4 protein-coding genes and 1 pseudogene are annotated in these 4,850 nt (G+C 71.2%); 2 read left to right on the top strand and 3 right to left on the bottom strand.

The window, feature by feature from the left end:
• Positions 1-627 (top strand): annotated as a pseudogene (locus Q4D18_RS11015) (acyl-CoA dehydrogenase); the annotation flags it as partial.
• A 3-nt stretch (positions 628-630) separates the two neighbouring features.
• Here Q4D18_RS11015 and Q4D18_RS11010 read toward each other — a convergent pair.
• Genes Q4D18_RS11010 through Q4D18_RS11000 form a run of 3 tightly spaced genes read right to left on the bottom strand, consistent with a single transcriptional unit; the run spans position 631 to position 3,327 of the window.
• Positions 631-1,488: an ABC transporter permease gene (locus Q4D18_RS11010; protein WP_303128345.1), complete on the bottom strand. Its 858-nt coding sequence runs from the start codon at positions 1,486-1,488 to the stop codon at positions 631-633.
• A complete protein-coding gene (locus Q4D18_RS11005) occupies positions 1,485-2,510 on the bottom strand; it encodes an aliphatic sulfonate ABC transporter substrate-binding protein (protein ID WP_303128343.1) in 1,026 nt (341 codons plus the stop codon). The genes Q4D18_RS11010 and Q4D18_RS11005 overlap by 4 nt, the downstream gene beginning before the upstream one ends.
• A gap of 25 nt (positions 2,511-2,535) precedes the next feature.
• On the bottom strand, positions 2,536-3,327 hold the full coding sequence (locus tag Q4D18_RS11000) for an ABC transporter ATP-binding protein (protein ID WP_303128346.1): 792 nt from the start codon (positions 3,325-3,327) through the stop codon (positions 2,536-2,538).
• Positions 3,328-3,814: 487 nt separating this feature from the next.
• Here Q4D18_RS11000 and Q4D18_RS10995 point away from each other — a divergent pair.
• Positions 3,815-4,850, top strand: a 1,036-nt coding sequence (locus Q4D18_RS10995) for an NtaA/DmoA family FMN-dependent monooxygenase (RefSeq protein WP_303128340.1), incomplete at its 3' end; no start/stop codon positions are given.

Raw genomic sequence — 4,850 nt, 5'->3', positions numbered from 1 at the left:
CTGACCGCCACCGGCTCCGTGGTCCTGGACGGCGCCGCGGCCGAGGACCTGCTCGAGGTGCCCCGTCCGGACGGACCCGTGCCCGCGCTCCTCGAGGCCACCCTGCTGGCGCTGCTGGCCGGCGTCGGGCGGGCGGCGCTCGCGGAGGGCGCGGAGCTGCTGCGCACCCGCCGACGCACCTTCAACACGGGCACCGCGGACGTGCCAGCCCGGGACCCCCAGCTGCTGGAGATCATGGGCCAGCTGGCCGGGCAGCAGGCCGCGGCGGAGGAGATGGTGCGCGCCGTCGGGCGCCTGCTGGACGAGGCCGCGGAGGCCGCCACGGCCGACGACGACGCCGACCCCGCCTGGGACCCCGACCTCGTCCAGGAGGCCATGGCCGCCGCCTACCGGGCGCAGGCCGTGGTCCCGACCGCCGTGCTGGACGTGTGCACGCGCATCTTCGACACCCTCGGGGCCTCGGCGACCTCCGCGGCGCTCCAGCTGGACCGCCACTGGCGCAACGCCCGCACCCTCGCCACCCACGACCCCGCCGCGTTCAAGGTGCGCATGGCCGGGGACTGGCTGGTCAACGGCACCCCGCCGGTGGCCTACACCTCCGCGGGGGACGTGGCCGAGGAGGACTGAGCGTCAGCTCCAGCGTCGGAGCGCCCACCGCTCGACAAGCCCGAGGATCCAGTCGGTGGTCTTCCCCAGGAGGGCCAGGAGGATGATCGCGAGGATCAGACGGTCGGTTCGACCGTTGTTCTGCGAGTCGGTGAGGAGGAAGCCCAGACCCATGGATGACGCGATCAGTTCTGCGGCCACCAGGAAGAGCCATGCCTGGGCCAGAGCCAGTCGCAGCCCGGAGAAGACCGACGGCACCACGGCAGGGAGCTGCACAGTCCGGAGCAGGGAGAAGCCGTGGTATCCGAAGGCTCGGCCGGCTTCGACGAGGTGCGGGTCCACATGGCGCAGTGCGGCGTACACCGTGGTGAACACCGGGAAGAAGGCGCCGATCGCGATCAGGGTGACCTTGGAGTCCTCCCCGATCTGCATCCACAGGATCAGCAGCGGCACCCACGCGAGCGACGGGACGGCGCGCAGCGCACCGATCAACGGTGAGAGCAAGGCGTCTGCCCAACGCGACAGACCGAGCAGGGATCCGACAACCAACCCCAGCGCTGCGCCGATCAGGAAGCCCAGGAGTACACGCTGTGTGGAGATCCCGATGTGGGTCCAGAGGGTGCCTCGCTCCGCGAGGTCCACACCGGCGAGCACCACGGACTGCGGCGAAGGAAGCTGAACGGGAGAGAAGACGCCGGCGGCGGTCACCGCCCACCAGAGCAGAAGCAGGAGCAGCGGGACGATCAGCCCCACGGCGAGCCGCGCGCCCGGCCGATCCGCGGCGCCCCGGCCGGCACCCGCGAGACGTGTCCTGGGGGGACGCGCCCTCCCCGTCGGGGCCGCACCGGCCGCAGCGTCGGTCGGGTCGACCGCGGTGCTCACTGGTCCGAGGCCTTCTGGGCGAACGACGGCTCGAACAGCGTGTCGAGGGCCTGGTCGACCTGGTCCTGGTCGGGGACGTCGCCGGTCTCCACGAAGATCGGGCCGATGCCCTCCAGGACTGCCCGCTGCTCCTCCCCGGGGACGGGCGAGACGTCCAGGTTGGTCCGCTCATCGATGACCTTCGCAGCGACGCCCTCGTCCAATCCGGCGACCTCGGCCAGGATCGCAGCCGTCTCCTCAGGGTTCTCCTGGGCCCACGCACGCGCGCGCTCGTACGTGTCCGCCACCGTCTGGGCGACCTCGGGGCTGTCCGTGAGGAACTCCTCGGTCGCGTTGACGACGCTGTAGCTGTTCAGGGAGGGGTCGCGATGGAGGAACTCGGCGCCGGTGGTCTCAGCCCCCGCCATGATCGGATCGAGTCCCGCCCAGGCATCCACCGACCCGTACTCCAAAGCGGTCCGGCCGTCGGCGTGCTGGAGGTTCTGGACGGTGACCGCCGAGGGGTCGACGCCGGCCTGCTCCAGCGACTGGATCAGGAAGAAGTAGGGGTCGGTGCCCTTGGTCGCGGCGACGGAGCGGCCCTCCAGCTGCTCCACGGAGGTGATGTCCGAGTCCGGGCCCACCAGCAGGGCGGCCCATTCGGGCTGATTGGCGACGATGAAGGTCTTGATGGGGGCACCGTTGGCGCGGTTCAGCAGGGCTGCCGATCCAGCCGTCGAGCCGACGTCGATGGCCCCGGAGCGCAGTGCCTCGTTGGCCTTGTTGGACCCCGCCGACTGCACCCATTCGACCTTCACGCCGTCGTCGGCCAGCTCCTCCTCCAGCCAGCCCTGCTCCTTGATGACGAGCGACAGGGGGTTGTAGGTCGCGAAGTCGATCGTCAGCGTCTCGGACGAGTTCGTGGCCGCGGCGTCACCGGACCCTCCGCCGGCAGGCGCATTCTCGCCCGCGCAGGCGGTCAGGGTCAGGGTTGCGGCAGCCAGGAGGCCGGTGAGCGAGAGAGGGGTGCTGATGCGACGCATGGAGGGGCCTTTCGCAGTGGGGAGATCAGTGGGAATGGGCTTCGACGCCGAGGCCCTCGAGGAGCTCTGCCCGGAGGCGGGCGAGACCGGGGTCAGCCCGATCCCGTGGACGGTCGCCGGGGACCTGGACAATGCGGCCGACGCTGGCTCCCTCAGACGGACTGGCGCCGTGGGAGATGAGCAAGACGCGGTCGGCGAGGTGCAGCGCCTCCTCCACGTCATGAGTGACCAACAGGACGGTGGTCCCGGTCGCGGCGTGCACATCCAGCAGCAGGTCCTGCATCTTGAGTCGCGTCAAGGCGTCGAGGGCGCCGAACGGTTCGTCGAGGAGCAGGACTCCGGGGCGGCGGGCGAGGGCCCGCGCCAGTGACGCCCGCTGGGCCATGCCGCCGGACACCTCGCGCGGCCGGTGATCCGCGAACGGCGCCAGGCCGACCAGCGTGAGCAGGTCGTGGACGCGTTCCAGGCCGTGTGCACGGTCCATGTCTCGAGGAAGTCCGAGCTCAACGTTCTGACGGATCGTCCGCCACGGCATGAGCCGTGGTTCCTGGAATCCGACGGCCGTGCGCTCGTCATAGGGCTTCACGGGCGCGCCGCCGATGAGGAGGTCGCCGTCGAAGCCCATGTCCAGGCCGGCAGCTGCCCGCAGCAGGGTGGACTTGCCGCTGCCGGACGCGCCGATCACGGCGAGGACCTCGCCGGGCGCGACGGTCAGATCGACGTCACGGAGGACGACGTGCGTGCCGTCCGTGGTGGCGAAGGTGCGCCCCACGCCGCGGAACACCACGTCGAGGCTGTGACGCTCCGGAGAGGCCACGCCGGGGGACGGGCGTGCGTCGTTGTCGCGGGGGGTCACGATTGCGGAACTCCCATCGTTCGTGGGCGGGGGCGCGGGGATCGTGGGTCATCACAGCACGCGCGGCCCGGGGCGGCGCATCCGGGGAGCCTCAGCACGTGGGGCTTCGTCACATGACGGCACCCGACCCTCCCGTTCACCGCTGGCACGGCGCACATGACGGCGAGGTGTCACATCGTGACGTTGCGTCCCGGTGCCCTCCAGGACATGCCGCGCCATCCCCGACATCCCATCCCCCACGTGTCGTCTGCCGCCGCGGGGCGCCCGGTCCGGCGCTGCGAACGTGTCACTCGGCGTCACCGGGCGCGCCGTCACTTTCGTCACTCAGACCTCGGCCGGTTGACTGGTGACGACACCCACGGCGCGCCCGGCGCGGCCGTGACATCGTCCGTGCAGGCGTGCGCCGGCTCGGACTGCGCCCGGACGGGGCGCCCTGGAAGGAGCAGCGATGACCACCGAGCAGAACCCCGGCCGCGCGGGCCGCGAGATCCTCTTCAACGCGTTCGACATGAACTGCGTGGCCCACCAGTCCCCGGGCCTGTGGCGCCACCCGGACGACCGGTCCCGGGACTACAACACCCTCGGGTACTGGACGCACCTGGCGAAGACCCTGGAGAAGGGCCTCTTCGACGGGCTCTTCATCGCCGACGTCCTGGGTCCGTACTCGGTCTACGGCGGCGACTCCGAGGCCGCGATCCGCTCCGGCGCCCAGACCCCCGTGAACGACCCGTTCCTGCTCGTCTCGGCCATGGCCGCCGTCACGGAGCACCTGGGCTTCGGCGTCACCGCGGGCACCGCGTACGAGCACCCGTACCCGTTCGCCCGTCGCCTGGCCACGCTCGACCACCTCACGGGCGGCCGCGTGGGCTGGAACGTCGTCACCGGCTACCTGCCGTCCGCCGCCCAGAACATGGGCCAGGACGACCAGATGGAGCACGACGAGCGCTACGACCACGCGGACGAGTACCTCGACGTGGTCTACAAGCTGCTCGAGGGCTCGTGGGAGGACGACGCCGTGGTCTACGACAAGGAGTCCGGCGTCTTCGCGGACCCGGCCAAGGTCCACGACATCGCCCACGAGGGCAAGTACTTCAAGGTCCCCGGCCACGCCGTGACCGAGCCGTCCGCGCAGCGCACCCCCGTGATCTACCAGGCCGGCGCCTCGACGCGCGGCCGCGCCTTCGCCGGCAAGCACGCCGAGGCCGTGTTCATCAACGCACCCACCAAGGAAATGGCCGCCGGCACCGTGAAGAAGATCCGCCAGGCCTTGGCCGACGCCGGCCGGGACCCGTACGACGTGAAGGTCTTCGCGATGCAGACCGTGGTCACTGGCCCCACGGACGAGGCCGCCCAGGCGACGTTCGAGGACCTCTCCCGGTACGTGGACCACGAGGGCGCCCTCGTGCTGATGTCCGGGTGGATGGGCGTCGACCTCAAGCAGTTCGCCCTGGACGAGCCGATCGGCGACGTCGAGTCCAACGCCA

This window comes from Micrococcus sp., assembly GCF_030523875.1.
GTDB lineage: Bacteria > Actinomycetota > Actinomycetes > Actinomycetales > Micrococcaceae > Micrococcus.
The sequence above is the reverse complement of the archived record's forward strand: the minus strand, read 5'-3'. Positions and strand labels throughout refer to the sequence as shown.

Bases quoted from the DNA above. Each gene is read 5' to 3' on its own strand.
- Q4D18_RS11005 (WP_303128343.1), bottom strand. From the start codon at position 2,510: ATGCGTCGCATCAGCACCCCTCTCTCGCTCACCGGCCTCCTGGCTGCC.